Source organism: Roseibium sp. (assembly GCF_048261595.1).
GTDB lineage: Bacteria > Pseudomonadota > Alphaproteobacteria > Rhizobiales > Stappiaceae > Roseibium.
Genome location: NZ_JBLXFW010000004.1, coordinates 233,474 through 255,132, shown reverse-complemented (window position 1 = coordinate 255,132; position 21,659 = coordinate 233,474). Strand labels below are relative to the sequence as shown.

The 21,659-nt window shown below is 58.4% G+C and carries 18 protein-coding genes and 1 riboswitch; of the genes, 12 read left to right on the top strand and 6 right to left on the bottom strand.

Translation table 11 applies throughout. The features are described from left to right. Positions 1 to 219, bottom strand: a riboswitch (cobalamin riboswitch). Positions 220 to 703: 484 nt separating this feature from the next. The 4 genes from ACN0SY_RS14715 (at position 704) to ACN0SY_RS14700 (ending at position 4,948) form a co-directional block, all read left to right on the top strand. After that, the gene (locus tag ACN0SY_RS14715) at positions 704 to 2,014 is read left to right on the top strand and encodes an extracellular solute-binding protein (protein ID WP_417688359.1); all 1,311 of its coding nucleotides are present in this window, start codon (positions 704 to 706) and stop codon (positions 2,012 to 2,014) included. Positions 2,015 to 2,121: 107 nt separating this feature from the next. Beyond that, entirely contained in the window at positions 2,122 to 3,003 is an 882-nt protein-coding gene (locus tag ACN0SY_RS14710) for an ABC transporter permease subunit (RefSeq protein WP_417688357.1), read from the top strand. Between the two features lie 11 nt (positions 3,004 to 3,014). Beyond that, positions 3,015 to 3,857 (top strand): sn-glycerol-3-phosphate ABC transporter permease UgpE, encoded by an 843-nt coding sequence (gene ugpE / locus ACN0SY_RS14705; RefSeq protein WP_417688355.1) that lies wholly within the window; start codon positions 3,015 to 3,017, stop codon positions 3,855 to 3,857. Between the two features lie 8 nt (positions 3,858 to 3,865). After that, positions 3,866 to 4,948, top strand: coding sequence for a sn-glycerol-3-phosphate import ATP-binding protein UgpC (locus tag ACN0SY_RS14700; protein WP_417688353.1), 1,083 nt, complete (start codon positions 3,866 to 3,868; stop codon positions 4,946 to 4,948). Between the two features lie 87 nt (positions 4,949 to 5,035). Here the strand turns inward: ACN0SY_RS14700 and ACN0SY_RS14695 are convergent, their stop codons facing one another. Both ACN0SY_RS14695 and ACN0SY_RS14690 read right to left on the bottom strand, forming a co-directional pair. Further along, entirely contained in the window at positions 5,036 to 6,247 is a 1,212-nt protein-coding gene (locus ACN0SY_RS14695) for an MFS transporter (RefSeq protein ID WP_417688351.1), read from the bottom strand. Then, complete coding sequence (locus ACN0SY_RS14690) at positions 6,244 to 6,660, bottom strand: MmcQ/YjbR family DNA-binding protein (RefSeq protein WP_417688349.1); 417 nt, start codon at positions 6,658 to 6,660, stop codon at positions 6,244 to 6,246. The genes ACN0SY_RS14695 and ACN0SY_RS14690 overlap by 4 nt, the downstream gene beginning before the upstream one ends. A 105-nt stretch (positions 6,661 to 6,765) precedes the next feature. Between ACN0SY_RS14690 and ACN0SY_RS14685 the strand changes: the two genes are divergently transcribed. The 4 genes from ACN0SY_RS14685 (at position 6,766) to ACN0SY_RS14670 (ending at position 9,110) form a co-directional block, all read left to right on the top strand. Then, the gene (locus ACN0SY_RS14685) at positions 6,766 to 7,578 is read left to right on the top strand and encodes an RNA polymerase sigma factor (RefSeq protein WP_417688347.1); all 813 of its coding nucleotides are present in this window, start codon (positions 6,766 to 6,768) and stop codon (positions 7,576 to 7,578) included. A 100-nt stretch (positions 7,579 to 7,678) separates the two neighbouring features. After that, entirely contained in the window at positions 7,679 to 8,158 is a 480-nt protein-coding gene (locus ACN0SY_RS14680; protein ID WP_417688345.1) for a YybH family protein, read from the top strand. A 204-nt stretch (positions 8,159 to 8,362) separates the two neighbouring features. Beyond that, positions 8,363 to 8,791, top strand: a complete 429-nt coding sequence (locus ACN0SY_RS14675; protein ID WP_417688343.1) for an Hsp20 family protein — start codon at positions 8,363 to 8,365, stop codon at positions 8,789 to 8,791. Positions 8,792 to 8,822: 31 nt separating this feature from the next. Continuing rightward, positions 8,823 to 9,110, top strand: a complete 288-nt coding sequence (locus ACN0SY_RS14670; protein WP_417688341.1) for a DUF1150 family protein — start codon at positions 8,823 to 8,825, stop codon at positions 9,108 to 9,110. A 62-nt stretch (positions 9,111 to 9,172) separates the two neighbouring features. On the opposite strand, the gene ACN0SY_RS14665 is transcribed toward ACN0SY_RS14670, so the two are convergent. Together ACN0SY_RS14665 and ACN0SY_RS14660 are read right to left on the bottom strand one after the other, a co-directional pair. Continuing rightward, positions 9,173 to 10,387, bottom strand: coding sequence for an OpgC family protein (locus ACN0SY_RS14665; RefSeq protein WP_417688732.1), 1,215 nt, complete (start codon positions 10,385 to 10,387; stop codon positions 9,173 to 9,175). Positions 10,388 to 10,460: 73 nt separating this feature from the next. After that, positions 10,461 to 11,843: a tetratricopeptide repeat protein gene (locus tag ACN0SY_RS14660; protein ID WP_417688339.1), complete on the bottom strand. Its 1,383-nt coding sequence runs from the start codon at positions 11,841 to 11,843 to the stop codon at positions 10,461 to 10,463. Between the two features lie 250 nt (positions 11,844 to 12,093). Here ACN0SY_RS14660 and ACN0SY_RS14655 point away from each other — a divergent pair, with 250 nt between their 5' ends. Together ACN0SY_RS14655 and maiA are read left to right on the top strand one after the other, a co-directional pair. Continuing rightward, complete coding sequence (locus tag ACN0SY_RS14655; protein ID WP_417688337.1) at positions 12,094 to 13,260, top strand: YeeE/YedE family protein; 1,167 nt, start codon at positions 12,094 to 12,096, stop codon at positions 13,258 to 13,260. Positions 13,261 to 13,607: 347 nt separating this feature from the next. Next, positions 13,608 to 14,258: a maleylacetoacetate isomerase gene (maiA, locus tag ACN0SY_RS14650; RefSeq protein ID WP_417688335.1), complete on the top strand. Its 651-nt coding sequence runs from the start codon at positions 13,608 to 13,610 to the stop codon at positions 14,256 to 14,258. Between the two features lie 99 nt (positions 14,259 to 14,357). Here the strand turns inward: maiA and ACN0SY_RS14645 are convergent, their stop codons facing one another. Next, entirely contained in the window at positions 14,358 to 15,119 is a 762-nt protein-coding gene (locus tag ACN0SY_RS14645; protein ID WP_417688333.1) for an SDR family oxidoreductase, read from the bottom strand. A gap of 177 nt (positions 15,120 to 15,296) precedes the next feature. On the opposite strand from ACN0SY_RS14645, the gene ACN0SY_RS14640 reads away from it, so the two are divergent. Continuing rightward, positions 15,297 to 16,082 carry an ion channel gene (locus ACN0SY_RS14640; protein ID WP_417688331.1) on the top strand — a complete coding sequence of 262 codons (786 nt, stop codon included), beginning with the start codon at positions 15,297 to 15,299 and terminating at the stop codon, positions 16,080 to 16,082. A gap of 31 nt (positions 16,083 to 16,113) precedes the next feature. Here ACN0SY_RS14640 and ACN0SY_RS14635 read toward each other — a convergent pair whose 3' ends face one another. Beyond that, positions 16,114 to 20,538, bottom strand: a complete 4,425-nt coding sequence (locus tag ACN0SY_RS14635) for a PAS domain-containing protein (protein ID WP_417688329.1) — start codon at positions 20,536 to 20,538, stop codon at positions 16,114 to 16,116. 454 nt (positions 20,539 to 20,992) lie between these two features. Between ACN0SY_RS14635 and ACN0SY_RS14630 the strand changes: the two genes are divergently transcribed. Continuing rightward, positions 20,993 to 21,604 (top strand): alpha/beta hydrolase family esterase, encoded by a 612-nt coding sequence (locus ACN0SY_RS14630; protein ID WP_417688327.1) that lies wholly within the window; start codon positions 20,993 to 20,995, stop codon positions 21,602 to 21,604. Positions 21,605 to 21,659 lie beyond the last annotated feature (55 nt).

Genomic DNA, 21,659 nt, shown 5'->3' with positions numbered 1-21,659 from the left:
ATGCGCCGGCGGCTTTATGGCAGGTCTCCTGGCTTGCAGCTCTGCGCCTGTTCCGCCTTCCCGGATGCTTTTCGTCGCTCCAGTGGCCTTTGGAACAGGCTTGCCGCTTACAGTTGCGGGGGCAGCCACGGTCTCGGTCCCTGTTGGGTACGCCTCACCGTGTTCCCTTTTAATCCGCCGCACCGTTTGATTGGCGGAACCATGACATTCACAATTGCGAGAAATCACACCGTATTGCAAGCATCTTTTGCCGGACCCTGCCGGTTGGGTCCAGTTGGCGGTCCTGGCCGACCGGGGCAGAAACGGGTTTTCAGTTCTTTGTCGGTTTCATCGGGGGTGAGGGACTGAAGTTGCCATCCCGTATTGGCAGGACTGGCAGGCAGTGTCCGGTGTCGAAGGGCGGGGTTAGACGGTGTCCGTCACGCTGTCTCACGACTAATTGATTGATATAAAAGGGAGATGCGCCGTCCCGTCATGGCTTGTCTCCAACAAAAGCGTCATTGTGTTGCATGAAAAAGCACGAGGCCTCTTCCATGTTCGTTTGGACTGTCGTTTAATGTTCATATGAGCGACATATGGCGTTCATATGAAAACAATACGAAACGCAGGCGTTATCAAGACGGGCGGCCGAATGAGCCATTTTGGAAGTCCGGATACTCAACTGCTGATCGGGGCGACCGCCCCAAGGATGGGAGCAAAAACCATGGCTTATCGTAAGACTGTTGCCGGCGTCGTGGCCGCAGCGGCCCTGCTGGGCACCTCAACCGTTACCTTTGCCGCGACGGAGATTTCCTGGTGGCATGCGATGGGTGGCCGCTTGGGCGAAGTCGTTGTCGACATCGCGAACGGCTACAACGTGTCCCAGGACGCCTGCCAGATCACCCCGGTTTTCAAGGGCACCTACGAAGAGACCCTGACGGCCGGCATCGCGGCATTCCGCGCTGGTGAACAGCCGAACATCCTGCAGGTCTTCGATGCCGGTGCTGCTACCATTATCGGTGCCAAGGGCGCTGTGGTTCCCGCTCAGGACATCCTTGAAGGTGCAGGCGTTGCCTTCAACAAGGAAGACTACATCGAGGGCGTCCGCAATTTCTATGCTGACAGCGCTGGCAAGATGATCGGCATGCCGTTCAACTCTTCCACGCCGATCCTCTATTACAACGTCGATGCGCTCAAGAAGGCCGGCGTTGAAGCTCCGAAAACCTGGGAAGAGTTCGAGGCAATTGCGCCGAAGCTCAAGGAAGCCGGTTACGTGCCGCTCGCCCAGTCTCACCTGCCGTGGATCTTCACCGAGAACTTCAAGTCTCGCCATAACCTGCAGTTCGCAACCAACAACAATGGTTACGACGGCGCAGAAGGCACCAAGCTGGTCTTCGGTGACCCGATCAAGAACCACTTCAAGGCCGTCAAGGGATGGCTGGACCAGGGTTACTTCGGCTTCTACGGCACCGGCTGGGATGACAACCAGACCCCGTTCAACAAGGGCGAAGTTGCCATGTGGCTGGGTTCGTCGGGTTCCTTCGGCGGTATCTCCAAGACGGTCGAATTCCCGTTCTCCGCGACCTACCTGCCTTACTGGGGTTCGGTTGAAGGCGCCGGTACTGGTACCTTCATCGGTGGTGCCGCCCTGTTCTCCATGGCCGGCAAGCCGGACGATCAGAACAAGTGCGTTGCTTCCTTCTTCACCTACCTGACCTCTCCTGAAGTCCAGTACATGTGGCACAAGGAAACCGGCTATGTGCCGATCACCAACGCCGCTTACGAACTGGCGAAGAAGGATGGTCACTACGACCGCGCTCCGGCTGCCGAAGTTGGCATCCAGCAGCTGACCCTGCCGGGCGGCGAGTGGACCAAGGGCTACCGCATGGGCTTCTACGTCCAGATCCGTGACGTAATGAACCGTGAATACGGCAAGATCCTCTCGGGCGAGACCTCGGTCGAGGAAGCATTCGCCACGATCGAAGCCGACGGCAACAAGCTGCTCGAGCGGTTTGCCAAGACCACGGCAAACTGACACCCGGAAATGTCGATATGCGGAGGCGGCTCTCGCCTCCGCAGCACAAAAGTCTCGGCGAACCTCAAGCATTCGAATGAGGTTCGCCTTGGCCATTTGGTGGGGCGATGAAAAAAGTTCAGTTCCAGTCGCGGCTGGTCCCTTATCTGCTGCTTTTCCCGCAGCTTTCCATTGTCGTGGTGTTCTTCCTCTGGCCGGCGGCCGAGGCCGTCAGGGCTTCCTTCTATCTGGAAGATCCGTTCGGCTTCGGATCAACCTTTGTCGGCATGGACAATTTCTTCGACATGGTCACGTCGACTGACTACGGCCGCGTGGCAAGGTTCACTGCCGTATTCACCGCCCTGGTCACTTTCCTGTCGCTTGGGGTGGCATTGCTTCTTGCGGTCAAGGCCGACAAGGTTTTGCGTGGCTCATCGACTTACAAGACCCTTCTCATGTGGGTCTACGCGGTTGCCCCGCCTGTTGCGGGTCTGATCGGGGTGCTTCTGTTCGACCAGCATGTCGGACCGATCGTTGACTTCGTTGCCATGTTCGGCTGGAAGCTGAACATCGGTGTCGATTATTACGACACCGCCTTCGCAATGACGATCACGGCGGTCTGGAAACAGGTTCCGGTCAATTTCATCTTCTTCCTGTCCGGTCTCCAGGGCATCTCGAAGTCGGTTCAGGAAGCTGCGAGCATCGACTGCCGGTCCGGTTTCCGCAGGTTCTGGACGGTGACGTTCCCGCTCCTCGCTCCAACCGGCTTCTTCCTTCTGATCATCAACATCACGTATGCCTTCTTCGACACCTTCGGGATCGTCGACATCCTGGTGAAGAACGAGCCCGGCAACAATCCGGTGACCCTGGTCTACAAGGTCTACCTCGACGGTTTCCGTGGCAACGACCTTGGCGGATCGTCCGCTCAGTCCGTGATCCTGATGGCGCTTGTGTTCATCCTGACCGTTATTCAGTTCCGCCTGATCGAACGGCGCGTGCATTACAATTGAGGAGAGACAACGTGACACGACTTCGCCTCTCCGATCATCTGATCCTGATCTGCGGCGTCATCTTCATGGTGGCACCGGTCCTGATCGCGCTGATCACCAGCACCCACGACGCCATCACGATCTACAAGTCGGGTCTTCAGTTCCTGCCCGGCGGGCAGATGCTGGAGAACTACGAGACTGTTCTGTTCCGCGCCGGCGGCTTCACCAAGGAGGTCAATGGCCTCGTGATGATGAAGAACTCTCTGATTCTGGGGCTCGGGTTCGCGATCGGTAAGATCGTCATTTCGATGCTCGCGGCCTACGCGATCGTCTATTTCCGGTTTCCCATGGCGACTTTCTGCTTCTGGGTGATTTTCTGCACGCTGCTGCTTCCGCTGGAAGTGCGCATTCTGCCGTCCTACGAAATCGTCCAGTCTTTGGGTCTTACAAACACCTATACGGGCCTGATCGTGCCCTTGATCGCCTCGGCGACAGGGACGTTCTTCTTCCGCCAGTTCTTCATGTCCGTCCCGGACGAGCTGCTGGAAGCGGCACGGATCGATGGCGCCGGTCCCTGGAAGTTCTTCATCGACATTCTGGTGCCGCTCTCCAAGACCATGGTCGCGGCCATCTTCATCATCATGTTCGTCTATGGCTGGAACCAGTATCTCTGGCCGACCCTCATCACCACGGATGAAGCGCTCTTCACTCTGGTGCGCGGCATCAAGCAGATCATGCAGGTCTGGGTCGGCGCTCAGATCCCTGCGCTCAACGAGGCGATGGCGCTTGCGATCCTCGCAATGCTGCCGCCGGTGATCGTGGTGGTCATCTTCCAGAGCTGGTTCATCAAGGGGCTCGTCGAGAGCGACAAGTGAGGTTTTAAATGGCAACGATTACTCTCGATAAGGTCCGCAAGGTCTATGCGGGGAACGTGGAGGCGGTCAAAGGCGTCTCCATCGACATCGCGGACGGCGAATTCATCGTGCTGGTCGGCCCGTCGGGCTGTGGAAAGTCCACGCTCCTGCGCATGATCGCCGGCCTGGAGGAAATCACCACCGGCGAAATCAGTATCGGCGATCGTGTCGTCAACAAGGTTGATCCGGCTGACCGCGACATCGCCATGGTGTTCCAGAACTACGCGCTTTACCCGCACATGAGCGTGTACAACAACCTTGCCTATGGCCTGAAAAACCGGGGTATGGACAAGGCCGAGATCGACCGGCGCGTCAAGGAAGCCGCTCGCATCCTGGAAATCGGCGACTACCTGGATCGCAAGCCCCGCGCTTTGTCGGGCGGACAGCGCCAGCGCGTGGCCATGGGCCGTGCGATCGTACGTGAGCCGGCTGCGTTCCTCTTCGACGAGCCGCTGTCCAACCTTGATGCGAAGCTGCGGGTGCAGATGCGTGTCGAGATCAAGCGGCTGCAGAAATCTCTGGCGACGACAAGTGTCTATGTGACCCATGACCAGCTTGAAGCCATGACCCTGGCGGATCGCCTCGTGGTTTTGAATGGCGGTAACATCGAGCAGATTGGTGCTCCGATCGAGGTCTATGACAACCCGGCTTCCGTCTTCGTGGCAAGCTTCATAGGTTCTCCGGCGATGAACCTGTTTCAGGTCAGCGGCACGTCCTCCGGCCTAGCGCTCGCAAAGGGCAGCGGCTTGAGCGGGGGCAATCCGCACGGCAAGTCGGCCTACACGCTCGGCGTTCGCCCCGAACATCTGAGCGTCGTGGAATCCAAGGGCGATGGAACCGCCGGTCTCGATCTCGAGATCAAGGTCAACGTCCTCGAACCGGTCGGAGCGGAAAGCTACATTTACGGAGAGTTCGTCGAGGGAGGCGAGGAGATCGTCGTTCGGGTCGAGAGCCACGCCCGCTACGAGACGGGTCAGAAGCTTTTCCTGCGTGCCGAGCCGAAGGATGTTCATTTCTTCGATGCGGAAACCGGACGCCGCATTGATGGCTGATTGGCGGTAAGGGCAATTCTACGAGGGCGTTGCCTTTTCGTCCAAAACCGCGCCGGCATGCCGGCGCGGTTTTTTGTTGCATGGATGCTAACGGACGGCCGCTGTCGATGTCAGATGCTTGAGCCGCAGCATTGCGACGATGCCGAAAGCGGGACCAAGGGCCATGATCGAGAAGACGACCGGCCAGGACACTGCATCGGCAAGAACAGGCGTCACCTGCACGGTAAGGAAGGTCAGAGCGAAGCCCAGCGCGGTCTGGAAGGTCATCAGGCTGCCGGCCTTGTCGGGGGGAGAGTGATCCGCGACAAGCGCGGAGAATTGCGCGGAATCTGGCAGGATCGATGCACCCCAGACAAGTGCGCAGATGCAGGTCAGCCAAACCGGGCCGCCGAAGCTTGCAGCTGTCGCAAGAGCGCTGGCACAGCTGACCGCGAGCGCAATGAGAGCGATCGTCTCCTTGCCGAGACGGTCCGCGTAAAGGCCGCCAATGATGCAGGCAATGCCACCTGCCGCGATGGCGCCGAAGGCGATGATACGGCCAAGCGTCACGGCTTCGGCCATTACCATGGTCAGCGAAAACGACGCGGTGGTTGCGACCCCGATCCACGCCCACATGGCATAAAGCTCCCACATGTGGCCGAGGTACCCGGCATAGGCGAGCCGTACCTTCCTGTCGGTCCAGGCTGTCGCGATGGCCCGAATGTCGAAGTGCCCCGATGAGGCGTGATACGGTCCGAGCGTAGATCCGAGAACGAGCAGACCACCGGCCAGAGCAGCAATTGATGCGACGGAGACCGTCCAGCGCCAGTCCGCACCGCCAAGAAGTGCAAGCAGATGCGGCGCCGCAGAGCCGAAGGTCAATGCGCCGACCAGAATGCCGACCAGCAGGCCGCGGTCGTCCTTGCCCCAGCCAACGGCAATCTTGAGACCGACCGGGTAGACCCCGGCGAGAAGGGCGCCCGTTGCAAAGCGAGCCGCAATCGCAAGATCGCTGCCAGGAGTGGAAATGAGCAGGGAAAGGTTGGCCATGGAGGCGCCAACGGCGCAAAGGGCAAAAAGCCTGCGCGGGTCATAGCGGTCTGGCAAACCCAGGATGGCCGATGCAAGGGCACCTGCAACAAAGCCTGCCTGAACCGCGCTGGACAGAAGCGCTTGCCGGGAATCGGAAATTGCCGCTTCAGCGGTCATATCCGGCAGGATGGCGGACGACATGAACCACAGGCTCATCCCGGCGATCTGGGCAACCATCAGGAATGCAAGGGACCTGAGTTTGGACGAGGCGAGTGGAGTGGGCGTCATAAAAGATTTGTCAGTCCGAGATCGTTCCGGAGCTTTCGTGTCAGCTTGGAAGCGATGATTTTGTGGGCGGCGGTGATGTAAGCCTCGATCGCTTCATCGTCCAAAGCATGGGGGTTCTCAATGCGAACCCACTTGGCGCGGGCAAGGTATGGCGCCGGATTGATCCCGTCCTGCTGGGTGAGTAGCGAATAGGACATGTCGGAGCACTTGAAATTGATCCGGTAGTCCCCCTCGCTGCCCCAGGAGGAGCAGATCGCGAAGATCTTCCCGCCGACTTTCCAGACAGATGCATTGCCCCATTGGACAACATGTGTGGCGGCCGGGAGAGCGGCAAAGAAGGTGTCGAATTCGTCGCGGGTCACGAGATAGCCTGAACTTGGAAGAAGGACGGGGCGAGACTTCCAGCTTTTCATTTCAACGGCAAGCCGTCGATTTTCTCTGCGGCTTCAATAAAACGTGTCACACATTCCGTCGCACTGCCCTCTAACGTATCAGACGAACGAACAGGACGCGGTATCATGACGGCAGTTTCGAAGGATCTAATCGCGGCAGCCCAGGCAGGCGACCAGCGGGCGCTTGAGGCGGTTCTCATCGGGATCCAGGATCGCATGTATCAACTCTCCATGCGGTTTCTGGCCAATCCGGACGACGCGCTGGAGGCAACACAGGAAATCCTGATCCTGATTTTGACCAAGCTCTCCACGTTCCGGGGCGAGAGTGCATTTACCACATGGGCCTACAGGGTCGCGAGCAACCATCTTCTGAGCGCGAAAAAACTGCGGGAGCGGGACCCGGCTTTGACGTTCGAGGCTTTCAGAATCGATCTGGAATCGGGGCTGGTTGCGGAACCGCCACAATCTCCCGATGACGTCGTGATGCTCAACGAGCTCCGGGTCTCCTGCACCATGGCAATGTTGCTCTGTCTCGATTTCAACCATCGGATCGCCTATGTGCTCGGCGACATTCTCGAATTCGATCACGCGGAAGCGGCGGAAATACTTGAATTAACTCCGGCCAATTTCCGCAAGCGACTGTCACGGGCCCGCCAGGAAGTCATTGCCTTCACGTCGGCATCCTGCGGCGTCGTTTCGGACAAGGCCAAATGCAGTTGTCATCGCCGCCTTCCGGCAGCGATGAAGTGTGGCCGCGTCAAGCTGGATACGCCGTTCCACGGATCGGCCGGTGCGGAGCAGTATGATCGTGTCGTCGCCCGGATCGAGGGGCTTGTGGGCGACTTGAAGACGCTGAAGTTGCAGCAAAGCGTTCCCCGGCACCGTTTCCCTGACGGCCTTCTGAGCAAGATTACAAGTATCGTGACCTTGCCGAACTGATCGCAACTTCCTGATCAGCCCGAGTTTTCCTGTTTTCCCCTGCCGGTCGCCGCGGGACCGATCCCGCTTGTCCGGCGACAGCCCCGAGAAAGGACCAGAAATGACCTTCAGACCCCTTATCGCCGCCGCAGCCCTGGCCGCTACTGCGATGTTTCAAGCCCCTTCCAATGCAACGGAGACACCTGAAATGAACGAGACCCAGAAGCAGATTCTCAAGACGATCGAGACCATGACGTCAGATTTCCAGAATGCGGACTACGACAACGTGCTGAAAGCCTATGAGGCCAGTGCTTCGGTTGCTTTTGAACCCGGCAATCCCGTCTCTGACCCTGATGCCCTGCGCAAGGGCTTCGAAATGTTCGGAGCGGTCCAGCCGAAATTCACCTACGCGGGCCACGAGGTCATCGTTGAGGGCGATCTGGCCGTCCACATCGCGCCGTGGTCGATGACCGGTACAGCACCGGACGGTACGGCACTCGCCCAGAACGGTTTGTCCGTCGCCGTGCTACGCAAACAGCCTGACGGGTCGTGGAAGATGGTGATCGACAATCCGCACGGTCAGCGGTTGATGCCTCAATAGGCGCCATCGTCTGCCATCGGGAAAAACACTTGTCGGCCCGGCAGGTAACCATAGTCACGAGGGCTGTGGTTGTCTGGCGGGCCGAAGCTTGAAAGATGAGGCTGCAAGCGCCATATTCGGTCGTGAAACGGAGCGAAGAACGCTCCACACCGGATGCCTAAGATAAGGGTCCGGACGCAAGGTCGCTTTTACAAGGACTGGACGATGACTCGCATGTCAGCGTTTTCAAGCCCGTTCATGCTCGGGTTCGATGATATCGAGCGTGTGCTGGATCGGGTTTCCAAGGCCGCAAACGACGGATATCCACCCTACAACATCGAGCGGTTGCCGAAGACGGACGCTCAGGGTGACGTGATCCGCATTACACTGGCGGTAGCAGGGTTCACCCGCGATCAGCTGGACGTCTCCGTAGAGGAAAGCCAGCTTGTAATTCGCGGACGTCAGGTGGACGACAAGACCCGCCAGTATCTGCATCGGGGCATAGCCGCCCGACAGTTCCAGCGCGCATTCGTGCTGGCCGAAGGGATCGAGATCCTCGGTGCGGATCTGAAGGATGGCCTCCTCTCAATTGATCTTGCGCGTCCGGAACCGGAGCGAGTTATCCGGAAAATTGAAATATCCAGCGGCGATTGACGCCCCTCCGCCGGACCAGTTTGGAGTCATCATGACGCGTAATCCGAATGACGCCGCCGTCGATGCGCGCGCGGCAGAGCTTGCTGCGATGAGCGAAGAGGTTCTTGCCGATCTCGGTATCGGCATCATGGCCTATGTTCGCAAGTTGCATCCCAAGGACATGGAAAGTCTTTTCCCGGAGGTCCCGCCTTTGCAGGACAACGTGACCCTGTGGGCCCTGTTGAATGCAGATGGCACGCCGATCCTCTTGGCAGACAGCCGCGAGGCAGCGGTTGCCAACGCCTTTGAACACGATCTGGAGATGGTCAGTCTGCATTGACGGATTGATCACTCAAGCGACATCCGAAAGCCGGCTCACATGCGTGGGCCGGCTTTTTTCGTTCAGCCTGCCGCTTCCACCGATCGCGATGTCACATGTGACTGGCGCGCGTGTTCGTCATGGGCCGGAGCAGGCTTCGGAGTCTTGCGCCAAGGCTGACCCTTGAACCATGCGACCGAATAGGCGACTGCGATCAGAGCGGCGAACCCAAAAAGATTGGAGAGGATTTGCGGGATCCAATCGCCGCGCCCCCAGACCATGTCGCGCATCAATCCTGCGGCCTGGGCTATGACGAGGCTTGCCATGAAGACCGCGAGAGACTGCTGTCCGACTTTCTGGACGATCCGGACGAATCCGCCCCAGATGCGGCCATGGCCGAACAGGCGCAGTCCCTTGTCACCGGCCGCCACCCAAGCGAGATACGCCAACGCCAGGAAATGGATGTAGCGGAAAAAGCCGAACTCGGTCTTGATCCAGAGCGGCCTGATGGCATCGCGAGCGGCCTGGATCTCCGGAACGTTGCCGTGAATGCGGAAATACGCGAAGGGCAGCGACACAAGCAGGACCGCGACGGCAAGGCTTATCAGCACCTTGTTGACGGGCGGGGCTGGAATCCAGCCCCGCATGAAGGCGAAGCCGGTAAAGAAAACGAGCTGCCACGCGAAGGGGTTGAAGAACCAGGGCCGGTCCGACCAGGGCTCTGCCGGCAGGTTGAGCAGGCCGAAGTTGGCGGCAAGCCATAGGCCCGCCGAGAGCGCAAAGGCAAGCCACGCAGACATCCTCGCGGTCGCCATGATCACAGGGATGAGGGCTAGGATCACGATGTACATCGGCAGGATGTCGAAATAATTCGGTACATACGTCAGCGTCAGCAGCCCGAAGAGGTTCTGTGGCGTGTCGTTGAAGAACGGCCAGAGATTGAGCGAATTGACGTAGTCTTCTGTCAGGTCGCAGCAATCATTCAGGAAACCGCTCTGGTGAAGTGCCGCGATCCCGCAGGCGATCACCAGGAACTGGCAGATATGCGCCCAATAGACCTGCCACATACGGTGGGCAACGCGCGCGATTCCCATGGGGATGCCATGCACGTCGAAGACCTTGCCGAATGCGAGCGCGGACGCCATCCCCGAACAGAATACGAAGATTTCGGTGGCGTCGGAAAACCCGAAGCGGGCAGGAATCCAAAGCGACCACCAGTTCCATGGCAGATGGGCTATGTAGATGATGAACATGCCGAGACCGCGGAAAAAATCGAGGCGAGGGTCTCTAAACTTCACAGGACTGGACTGAGCGTTCACGGTTTGGCTGTTTCCAAATGGGGTATGTTTGACCGATGTATCCGGCGCGATCCTAGGCCGGGACAGCGCGCAATCTCTCATCAAGCATGATCATCGACGTTCTGCGCATCGTATCGCACGTTTCAAGCCTTTGCGCACCGAAGTTGTCGGGCGCACCCCTGAAGCGTTCCCGGTCCTTGATCAAGCCCTCGGCGTCCTCGAATAGTCCGGCGCGCAGTGCAGCGTCAATCGTCAGCCGTTCGAAGACGTCGCGCTGGGCGTGCGAGCCGCCGATCATGTGCAGGTTCTGACGCGAAGACGACAGCAGATGGAAGGCCGAGGCGTAGTTCCCTTTTCGGTACTGTTCAAGACCCAGCCCCGCCGAGACGCCTGCATTGCGCGAAACCAAGCCAATGTCCCCGGTATCAGAGGAACGTGTCCTCAGCCCGTTGATCAGTCGTTCGGCGCTCATCCGACGGCCTCCATTCAACAGGGCGAGCAGGTAGTGAAGGTCAGCGAAGACATTACAGCCGTCTTCTGCACGCTTGTCCGACAGGAGGGCGAGTTCTTCCCACCGCGCACCGACATTCACACCCTCGATCTCAAGACGGACGAGCAGGGATGCTGCGTTGGAAATGTCGCGATAGTCATCGGTTCGCTCCCGTCGGATTTCACTATCGTATAGGGCGAGGGCTTTATCCGTGTGGCCCTGGTCCAGATACATCAGGGCAAGGTGCCACCACACATGAAAGCCGAAGTTGTTGCAGTGCGCCCACCCGTCAGGTCTCGATTCAAGCCATTTGACGCCGTCGTCTGAACGACCCGTCATGTCGTGGACATGGGCCACGGCATGCAGGCCCCAGGCATCGTCGCGGGCGTGTTCCAGCCCGGCACGACCGCTGGTTTCCGCTGCTCGGTAGTCGCCGGTTTCTTCAAGCGCAAACGCACGGCAGCCAAGGACATATCCATAGAAGGGATGTGTCTCGTTATAGGCGGGGAAAGCAGATTCGATGGAAGCGCGCATGCCGGTGCTATCGCCCAAGACGAAGCGGACGGCGTGGACAAGCTTCAGCAGCAACGCGTCGCGAGGATAGGCTTTTAGTGCGGCATCCAGTCGGTCTGCACACCGTGACGGCCAGCCGCTCAGCCAGTCGCCAAGCGCATGAACGACGGCGGTCTCCCTGTCGGAATGTTCTGACTGATGCAGCGACCGGGTAGCGATGTCATGGCACTCCCGTGCCGGGGCGAGAAGTTCCCGCCGCCCGAGGAGCAGGCAGAAAAGGCCGCGGCAGGCATGACCAAGGGCAAAACCCGGGGCGAGTTCGAGCGCGCGCTCCAGGTGGATTGGCGTTTCCTTGCCGTGCGCCAGGAACGCATGGATAGCGGAATTCCAATGCGGCAACGCGTCGGTTGAGGCGATGTTAAGGTCGTAGCCAAACTGGTCAGTCGTGCGCATGTAAGACCTCTTCGGCTGCCGGTCGGAAGGATTGAGATCAACATCGTCAAGGACCTGCGAGCAGCAGGCGATAATGCGATCTGAGCCATTCCAACTTCCGCAGGCTGCCCATGAACTGCAAAACACAAAATGGTGTTACGCTCGTGTACGCTTTGTCCGGCCACGGTGCACAGAGCCTGCGAGCCGCATGTGAGGCAAAGCATGTAGCTTTTTGCTTGTTCCCATTGAACGAAGCCCCTAGAGCATCACTATGACCATTTCGACCACATCCTTCTCGCAGCCAGCTCCGCAAAAAGCGGTCGTGCTGCTTGCACTTGCCGGACTGGCTCTTGTCGCGTTTGGCGCTTACCAGCTTGGAGGAGCGCGTCAGGCAGGAGCGGCTCTGATCGGCGGTCTTGCAGGCCTGTCTCTGTATCATGCCAGTTTCGGCTTTACGGCTGCATGGCGGCATGTCGTGACCGAAAAGCGCGGAACGGGTCTGCGCGCGCAGTTCGTACTGATACTTCTCACTTCCGCCGTTTCCTTCCCCCTTATCGCGTGGGGCAAGGACCTCGGATGGCCAACCGGCGGCTTCGTCTTCCCCTTTGGCTATTCTGCCGCCGTCGGTGCCTTCATGTTCGGTCTCGGAATGCAGCTTGGTGGTGGCTGCGCCTCCGGAACACTCTTCACGGCAGGAGGCGGGTCCACGCGCATGATGCTGACCCTTGCGGCCTTCATCCTCGGCTCGGTGATTGCCACGGCGCACACCCACCTTTGGGGGCAGCTACCCAAACTGCCGGCCTATTCGCTGGTAAAGGACTTCGGGCCGGTTGGCGCCTTTGCCCTGACTGCGGCGGTTCTTGGGGCAATCGCTGTCGCTACCGTGCTCATGGAGAAGCGTGTACACGGACGTGTGCTGCCGGCAAGGACGACTGAATCTCTTGTGACGGGACCATGGTCGCCGATGCTCGGCGCGGTCATGCTTGCCGTCGTCTGCATACTGACGTTCGTCGTCGTCGGACGGCCGTGGGGCATCACCTCGGGATTTGCTCTATGGGGGGCAAAGCTGTTCCAGACCATAGGCATCCCGGTGGAAACCTGGCCGCACTGGCAGTGGCAGACAAAGGCGCTGGAAGCGAGCGTTTTGCGTGACACGACGTCCGTGATGAATTTCGGAATCATCGCCGGAGCGCTGGGTGCAGCCGCGCTTGCCGGAAAGTTTGCACCGATCTGGAAGCTCTCCACCAAAGACATCCTGACTGCGGTGATCGGCGGGCTTCTGATGGGCTATGGCGCTCGTCTTGCCTATGGCTGCAATATCGGCGCGTACCTCGGAGGGCTCGTGTCAGGATCGATGCATGGCTGGGCTTGGCTGGTCTTTGCCTTCGCCGGCAGTCTTCTGGGAACGCGGTTACGGCTCAGGCTCGGCATGGGCTGAGCCCGCCCGGTGGGCAGGTCCGATGTGCCTTCTGCGTGAAATATCGCGAGGGGTCTTGCGGGCTGCCAAAGCGGCACTACCTAAATCTTATCGTCAACAGCGTGAAAGGAGGTGTGCCCATGTCTAGTGAGACCCTGAATACGGCCCTGATGTCTGGGCAGAGCGTGAAGGTACTGGAGCAGCCTCTGGCACTGGTAGGTTCTGCCGGGATCTGATCCGGACATCTGGTCTATCTGATCTCATGGGAGGCTCGCAGTTGCGGGCCTCTTTGCTTTTCGGGGGGAGCTACTGGTAATTGGTTTCATGTGTAACTAATATCTGCCGCATCGTCTGGCGGGAGGGAACCAATGAGCAGACCGATCCTTCATTCCTATTTCCGCAGCTCAACGTCGTTTCGGCTGCGCATCGCCCTCAACTTGAAGGGTGTCGAAACCGACTATGTGGCTCATCATCTGCGCCTCGGTGAGCAGCGCTCCGAAGCGTTTCTTTCGATAAATCCCCAGGGGCTGGTGCCGGCTCTCGAATTGGCCGACGGTACCGTTCTGCTCCAATCAATGGCGATTATCGAATACCTGGACGAAACCGTTCCGGAGCCTCCCCTGCTTCCGCGCGATGCAGCGGGCAGGGCGAGGGTAAGAGGGCTGGCCCAGATGGTCGCCTGTGAAATTCACCCGGTGAACAACCTGCGTATCCTGAACGATCTAAAGACCCGTTTCGGGGCGCATGAAGACACGGTCGCGGATTGGTTCCGGCATTGGGTTGCCGAAACTTTTGCACCGATGGAAATCCTGCTGGCGCAAAGTCCCGACACAGGAACCTACTGTCACGGCGAAAGCCCGGGGCTGGCCGACATTTGCCTTGTGGCACAGGTCATCAACAATCAACGGTTCGCCGTCGACATGGCGCCCTACTCGACGATACGGCGCATTCATGAAGCCTGCATGCAGCTGCCGGCCTTCCAACAAGCAGCGCCTGCCAACCAACCGGACGCGGAGTAGCAGGTATCGGCGGCGCCTTAGGCAGATATCCAATACACTCGGATGATCGCCAATCGAAAGCGCCGTCGCATATGCGCAGTGCCACTGATGGCCTTTCGTTCAGATCAGGCCGACTGCCCTCCGGACGCTTTCCTCGCGCAAGGAGCAGTCGGTTCCCACATAGTCATCACCGGCTTTTCCAGCCAGCCAGCAGATGGTTTCGCCGACCCACTCTGGCGGGATATGGACGTCTGGATCGAGCTGGCTTACCGGATTGATGCCGGATGCCTTGATCGCAACCTGCATTTCGGTACGAACGGTGCCCGGGCTGAGCCCCAGAACACGAACTCCCTTGTCGCCATACTCCACATGAGCGCATTTCGTCAGCGACAGGACTGCAGCCTTTGAAGCGCAGTAGTGGCTCCAGCCTTCCAGCGCGCCTGTAGCTGCGCCCGAGCTGATGTTGATGATCGTTCCGCTACCTTGCGCGAGCATTACGGGCAGCGCCTCTCTCAGGCCGTAGTAGACGCCCTTGACGTTTACATCGATGACCTTGTCCCAGGCTTCCGGGTCTGATTCATCCAGACGTGCAATCGGTTCAATCAGACCGGCATTGTTGACGAGCAGATCCAGGCGCCCGAATCTCTCGGTGCAGGTACGGATTGCCTCGGTGACCGCGGCGTGATCGGCCACGTCACAGGCAACGGCTTCCGCCTTGCCACCAAGGCTCTGGATGTCTTTTGCGATACGCTCGATATCGGCAGTCGTACGAGCCGCCAGCACGACTGCAGCGCCGTATTTTGCCAGGCATCGCGCGGCCGCTTCTCCGATGCCGCGGCTGGCGCCGGTAACAAGGGCAACTTTTCCAGTCAGATCAGGCACGTTGGTCACCATCAGGGTCTTGGGTCAAACATCATGGGTAGTTTCCTGAAACTAAGCCCTTGGAAGAAAATTTAAAATGGCGGAGTTGCGCAGCTATCGCGTTTATGGGACTTGCGTCTATCCGATCCATCGCAACGCACAGCTTGCGTTTCCCGCCGTATTTGCCATTCTCCGCGAATGACTCCTTCTTTCCAGACCTTGCGCGGTCATCTCCGGCACCTTTATTTCGGCAACTCGCTGACTGCGCGCGCCTGGCGCTACAGCCTGCTCGCTTTCGACATCGTCACCATCGGGTATTTCATCATTTCGTCGATGCTTGACCCGGGACGTCTGCATCACGAGCTGGATTACCTGATCGCCGCAGTGCTTTTGCTGGACTACGTTGGCCGCCTGATGGCTTCAACGAGGCCGGTGAAGCACGCATCGGAATTCACGTCCCTCGCGGATGTGGTCGTCATCGTGTCGCTGATTGCGCCGGCCTTCTTCGAGAACCTCGCGTTCCTGCGGGTCATCCGGATGCTAAGGCTCCTAAGGTCCTATCATCTGCTGAAGGAACTGCGCGAGGCATCCACCTGGTTCAGGGCGAATGAGGAAATCATTCACTCGGCGATCAACCTGGTGGTCTTCATATTTGTCGTCACGGCACTGGTCTATGTGGTCGAGGATGACCGCAATCCGGCGATCAACAATTACCTTGATGCGCTTTACTACACGGTCACCACGCTGACCACGACCGGGTTCGGCGATATCACGATGACGGACAGTACCGGCCGCCTCATGACGGTTGGCATCATGATCTTCGGGGTCGCCCTGTTCCTGCGGCTCGTGCAGACCATTTTCAGGCCGGCGAAAGTCAACCTGCCTTGTCCTGATTGCGGCCTGAGCAGACATGACCCGGACGCGGTACATTGCAAGCACTGCGGACGGGTCTTGAATATCCCGACAGAGGGCGATTGGGGCTAGGGGGAAGCAGCCGCAGTCTGCTGTCGGGGCCTCAGCCCCTGAGGGCGAACTGCTGATTCACGAACGCGAATTCCACCAGCTCATCGCAGGTCATCGGTTTTGCCAGTGCGTATCCTTGCAGGATATCGACGCCCATCTCCCGCAGGATCTTGATGTGCTGGATGGTCTCCACGCCTTCGGACACGACTTCCAGATTGATCGACTTGCCCATGTCGACGACAGCCTGGAGCAGCCTCTTGTGCTCTTCTGATGTCGCGATCGGGTTTACCAGAGCCCTGTCAATCTTGATCCGCCGGGGTGAGGCAGACCACATTCCCAGGAACGAGGATTGGCCGGTCCCGAAATTGTCGATTTCGATGTCGATACCGAGGTCGGCAATTTGCCTGATCTGGGACCGCAGATCCTCGTTGGCGTGGTCGAGCATTGTCGACTCGTGAACTTCGAACGCCAGTCGGTCCCTCGGAAGGTTCAGTTTCTTCAGAAGGTTGATCAGGAACGGATTGCTCATGCGTTGAGCGGAAACGTTGACGGCGACACGTAACGGCGGAGCTTGCCGCGCTTCCCAAAGCTGCATGTCTGCCAGTGCCTTTTCCAGGATCTGGTGGTCGATCTGGTCAGCGGCGCCGAGGTCTTTCGCTGCATCCAGAAAAGCGGGCGGGGCCAGGACCCCAAGGACCGGATGATGCCAGCGGGCAAGTGTTTCGACACCGACCAGCTCGAGGCTCTTGGCATCGAATTGCGGCTGGTAGACGGGAAAGAACTCACCCTTTTCGAGGCCGTCCAGAATATCGTCCGAGATGCGTTTGCTCCGCTCGATTTCCTTTTGAAGATCCTTGGAGAAGAAGGTGAAACGGCCGCGTCCCTCACGCTTTGCACGATAGAGCGCAATGTCTGCGTTCATCATCAGGCGAGACGGGTCCGTCGGATCGTGGCTGAGATCTTCACTCATGCTTGCGATGCCAACGTCGATGCCGATGCTGGCACCAAAGCGGCACAGCTCATTCTCGTAAGGAACGGGTTTGCTGAGCTCGGTGATGATCTGGTCGGCGAGGTATTCCAGTTCCTCCCGCGCAACGTTTGACTCCCGCAGAACGATGAACTCGTCGCCACCAATCCGGCAAACGAAATCGTTTTCATCAGAGTTCTCTCGCAGAACACTTGATACATGCTGCAGGATGAAATCCCCGGCGGCGTGGCCCAGCGTGTCGTTGATCGCCTTGAAACGGTCGAGATCGATCTGGAGAAGCGCGAGCTCCTTTTCACGACTGCCCTTGCGCCACTCTCTGAGCCGCTGGTCAAGGAAACGTCTGTTCGGCAGGCCGGTCAAGGGATCGTGCAGGCTGTCGTGCTCGGCTTGCGATTTGGTTTTCTGAAGAACTTCGTTCTGCTCTTCGACCGCACGTCTTGCCGCAAGAAGTTCCTTCTCCCGGCGCTTCAGGTCGGAAACATCGGTGATCACGCCGATGACATAGCGGTCACCGCTGTCCGTGACAGCGAGGCTCTTGCTGGAAATGTAATTGGCGGAGCCGGATTGAGCGGCAGGGCCGAATTGCTCCTCGGTACGCACCAGCTCGCCGTTCAGGAGAACCTGTCTATCCATGTTTTCCAGGATGACGGCTTCGTCCGGCGAAAGACACATATGGGCCGACTGACCGATGAAGTCCTCTTGCGACCTGTTGAACATCGTCGCAAAGGCCTTGTTGACGATGGCGTATTTGAGGTTCTCATCTTTTGCCGCAACAGGGGTCGGCACGCGGTCCAGAATGAGCTTGGACAGTTCAGTGACCCGCAATGCTTCCTTGAGCGCCTGCTCCTTTTCCTTCAACTTTGTCACATCGTTGAAGACAGTCACGACAAAGGCGTCGCCGTTTTTGGTTTTGGCGAGCGATTTGCAAGTGATCGAGGCAAGTGTCCTGCCACCCCCGATCGGCACGTCTTCGTCAGTCTCGCTGGTCTCGCCATAGGTCAGAACGGTGCGGTCACGCTGTTCCAGGTGAGCGACGAGCTCGGGGGGGAAGAAGCTGGACGCCGATTTGGCGATGATTTCCCCGCGATCCTTGTCGAGCATGTCGCAATAAGCCTCGTTGGCCATGACATAGCGAAGCGCGCTATCCTTGATGACTACAGGATGATGCAGCTGGTCAAGTACGGCCTCTGACAGTTCCGCGCGTTGCAGTGCCAACTTCAGGCTTTCGCCTTGTTCGCGAAGCTTTGTGACGTCGGACAGGATCCCGATCACGTATTTCTTGCCCTGACTGTCAAGGAACGAGTGTCGGTTGAGGAAATTGAGCGCCTTGCCGTCCGGACGAATGATCGTCGACTCGAACTCGATCGGCTCACGTGAGGCAAATATCTCGTCACTTTGCTGGTTCACCAGCCGTGCGAGTTCCGGTTCTATGAAGTCGTGCGTCGATTTCCCGACGATTTCGTGCGGCCTGATCCCGAAAAGCTTTGCGAAGGCATCGTTGACCATCGTGTAGCGGTGATCACTGTCCTTGACCGTGATAGGACTGCCGAGCTGGTCCAAAACGTGTTTCGACAACTCCGCAGTTCGCAAAGCTTCCTGCAATTGCGCTTGCTGTTCTTTGTAGCGCGTCACGTCATGGATGGACGTGATCGTGTATCTGTTCCCGTCACTGCGTCGAACGAGAGTCTTTTGTGCCTCGGTGACCTTGCGCGTCCCGTCCGATGAAGTATGGCTTGCTTCCTGGGTCGAAGCCTCGCCGGTTTGCAGCAGCCGGGTATCGGCATTGATGATTTCCTCGGCCAGGTCAGGCTCGAAAGTCTCCTCGGGCCGCTTGTTGTGTGTTTCCTCTGCAGTGGCATCGAAGAACTCGAGGTATGCCTTGTTGAACATCTTGCATCGGTGGTCCTCGTCTCGCACGATGATCGGCGTTTTCAGATGCTCGATGACCTCCTGCGCAAGTTCCGCATGCGCAACGGCATTCGACAGGGCAAATTCCTTGCGCTTCAATTCGGTGATGTCGTGGAAGACTGAGACCAGGAAAAAGTCTCCGGACGGCGCCTCGACACGGCTCTTGTGCGTTTTCGAGATAACCGCATGGCTATTCGCCCGCAGGATCGTTTCGACCAGATCAACGCTCTTGCCGTTCGTGAGAATTGACGCATCCAGTTCCTGGACTTGCTGAGCCCGGCTGTCTGTCAGGAACTGGTCGTCTCCGCGCCCTATGATGTCGCTGTCCGTGACGTCGAAGAGTTCGCGGTAGGCATCGTTGATGAACACGTACCTGTTTTCGGCATTCTTGATGCTGACTGCGTGACCGATCTGGTTCAGCGTCGCGTCGGCCAAGTGGCTATGTTCGAGGGCTGCGGTCAGTTCGTCCTGCTGTTTCTTGTAATGGGTAACGTCGAAGTAGGTCATCATCCGGTCGTTTCCGACCGAGAGTGACGAGTAAAGCAGGGTGCGCCCGTCAGGCAGGCGTATTTCCTGCTCCGTTGTATTGCCGAACCGGGCGGCCGCCTCACGTTCCGCAACGAACTGGCGCCAGTCGCCCTCGTCAGAGAACTCATCGCCGAACAGCCCAAGTCTTCGGGCGCGGTTCAGCATGTCGCTGAATGTCTTGTACTTGTGAAGTTCCTCGGGCCGGATATGCCAATATTCGAGGCACTTGTCGTTCATGAGCTTCAGGTTCAGATCCTGATCCATGAACATGACGCCATAGTCGATGTTCGCCAGAACGGCAGTCAGGCGCTTCTGATATTCCTCGTTTTCGCTGTCGACGATCAGGTGCCCAAGCGTAAGCGCCGGTCCGTCGCCTACCACTGTTGTCCGCTCGACGAGCCGCAGCTTGTGCGTCTCCGGGCCAGCGCATTTCAGTGTATAGGAACCGCTTGTGGCGGGGTCCGAAACGGCCTGGACCTCGCCTGTTGCCGTAGCTCTGATTTCCTCGAGCGTTTCTGCGGCGGTCTTTGCTGCCGGGTCGCGGGTAATCGCGGCATCGAAGGACTTGTTCGAGTAGATGAGACGATCGTTACCATCAAGCGCATAGGCAGGTGTCGGAAGGTCATCAAGAACGCGCCTTGCAATGCGTCCAAGATGCAGGTCCGTGATGTCTTCAATCGAAAGCTTGTAGGTCGCGCCCGGCAGTACCGACATTTCCAGTTTAAGAACGCGCCCGTTCAAGCAGGGAACTTCAGTTTCAAAATTCGTTCCGGCGGCCATTGCCGACCTGATGGCGTCGATGAGGTCGCGGCAGATTGAGGAATGAAACACACCGTCTGACGAGAGGCCTTCCATGAAGGCATCTATCGAACGCGCATTCGTCGCGGCCTCAGCCCCAGCGGTCAGAAGACCGGATGCTGCAGGATTTGCGTAGATAAGACGTTCCGCATCGAAGAGAACGATGCCATTCGAGCACGACGCAAGTAGTGACTTGATGAGGGCATCCGCCAGTTCGCCTTGCGGAGTGCTTTCGTCGATGCTGTTTTGTCCCATCACCACACGCTTTTAACTTCGTACTGAACGAGATGGATTGTTGCGTGTGGAGTATTAAGAAACGATTTTAAATAAATGGAACTAATATCAGTAGATTTTACTATCAGTATTTATTGGGATAGTTGTTCGGGTGAAGAGTTTCGGTATTGCTCCTGAATGTGTGATCGGCCGACCGAGCAGGATGCGATAACCTCTCCAGAACACAGCATACCAAGCAAGTGCAGGTGTCTGAATGAGAGTGCCCTTTGCAAACTACGTGATCGCGATAGTGGCGATCGGTTCCGCGCTTTTTCCTGAAACGGCCAACGCGTGCGGCGGCGATCAGGCATGTGAAGTGGGAAATGGGCAATACTACGTGCTGCCTCAGGAGGCGCCTCCAGCGAACAAGGGGGGGGCCGCAATAATCTTCCTCCACGGTCATCGAGGCAGTGCGCTCAATGCTGTAAGAAATCCCATGTTTCGAAGGCTTGCCGATGAGCTCGGTGTCGTTTTCGTTGCAGTGCAGGGCATCGAGGGGACCTGGTCCTTCCCCTCCGCACCGCACAAGCGAAGGGATGAGTTCGCCTTCTTTGATGCAGTGCTTCAAGACCTTTCCATGCGTCACGGCGTGGATCCGGATCGCACCATGCTCACGGGGTTTTCGTCTGGCGGATTCATGACCTGGTACCTTGCGTGTGACAGGCCGGAACGCTTCGGAGGCTACGCACCGATTGCCGGTGCGTTCTGGCAACCGCTTCCACCCAGTTGCGCAGGGCCCGTGCCTTATCTTTTTCACGTGCACGGCACCACCGACGCAGTGGTTCCGCTCGAGGGCCGCGCGCTGGGCGGAGGTCGCTGGCGTCAGGGGGATGTCTTCCAGAGTTTTGAAATCTGGCGTCGGCAACTCCCGGCCGATGCAGATAGCCGGCAATGGGTCGAGAGTGGGGCAACCGAATTGAGGTGTGAAAGTTGGACTCCGGCGATCGGCTCCCTCGAACTTTGTCTGCATGACGGCGGACATAGCCTTAGAGGGGAATGGATATCCCGGGCCTGGCGGAGATTGTCGCAACTCAGGAACTGGAACTAGGACCTGTAGCGTTTAAACCGACGTCCCATGCGCTGACGAACTCGTGACCGACATG